At 68.8% G+C, this 888-nt stretch carries 1 protein-coding gene; it reads right to left on the bottom strand.

Features of this window, described 5'->3' with window-relative positions:
• A partial coding sequence (locus tag KIK05_RS46440) for a dolichyl-phosphate-mannose--protein mannosyltransferase (protein WP_250564604.1) occupies positions 1 to 888 on the bottom strand: 888 nt, incomplete at both ends.

Below are 888 nucleotides of genomic sequence, written 5' to 3'. Positions count from 1 at the left end.
GCGGCCCCAGCCGTAGGGGGTGGCGAACCAGCCGGTCCAGGACACCAGATAGGTGAGAGCGGGCACCAGGGCCATGGGGAGCAGGGCGGTGGGGGCGTCCTGGCGCAGCGCCGACCCGTAGGGGCGGCGCAACCCGATCGCCTTGCGGGCTCCGGCGTCCCACATCAGGCTCATGACGGCGAAGGCGATCAGGAAGAAGACGCCGCTCCATTTGACCGCGCACGCCGCTCCCAGGCAGACCCCGGCGGCCAGCCGCCAGGGCCGTACCCCCAGCCACGGGCCCGCCCCGGCCAGCGGGGAGGTCTCATACCAGGCGGCAAGTTTCTCCCTGGAGCGGTCACGATCGACCACCAGGCAGGCGAACCCGGCCAGCACCCAGAACATCACGAAGACATCCAGCAGCGCGGTACGGCTGAGCACGAAATGCAGCCCGTCCAACGCCAGCAGCAACCCGGCCATACAACCCAGCAGCGTGGAACGGGTCATCCGCCGGGCCACCCGCGCCAGGACCAGGATCGAGACCACCCCGACCACCGCCGCCGAGAACCGCCACCCGAACGGATCAGCCCCGAAGAGCCACTCACCCACCCCGATCATCCACTTACCCAATGGCGGGTGGACGACGTAGGAGGCGCACTTGTCCATCTCGGAGGGCGCGCAGTGCTGCCAGATCTTGGTGTCGCCCTTGAGCAGCAGTTTGTCGGCGTTCTTGAGCGTGACCCGCTCCACGCCGAAGTTGATGAGCGACAGAGAGTCCTTGGCGTAGTACGTCTCGTCGAACACCACCGCCTTCGGCGTACCGAGACGGTAGAAGCGCAGGAACCCGCCGAACGCGGCCACCAGCAGCGGCCCGAGCCACCCCCACAGGGGGCTTCCCTGGAACGGCGG

The organism is Sphaerisporangium fuscum (genome assembly GCF_018531465.1).
Classification (GTDB): domain Bacteria; phylum Actinomycetota; class Actinomycetes; order Streptosporangiales; family Streptosporangiaceae; genus Sphaerisporangium; species Sphaerisporangium fuscum.
Note: the sequence above shows the minus strand (reverse complement) of the source record. Positions and strands in the feature narration are given on the sequence as shown.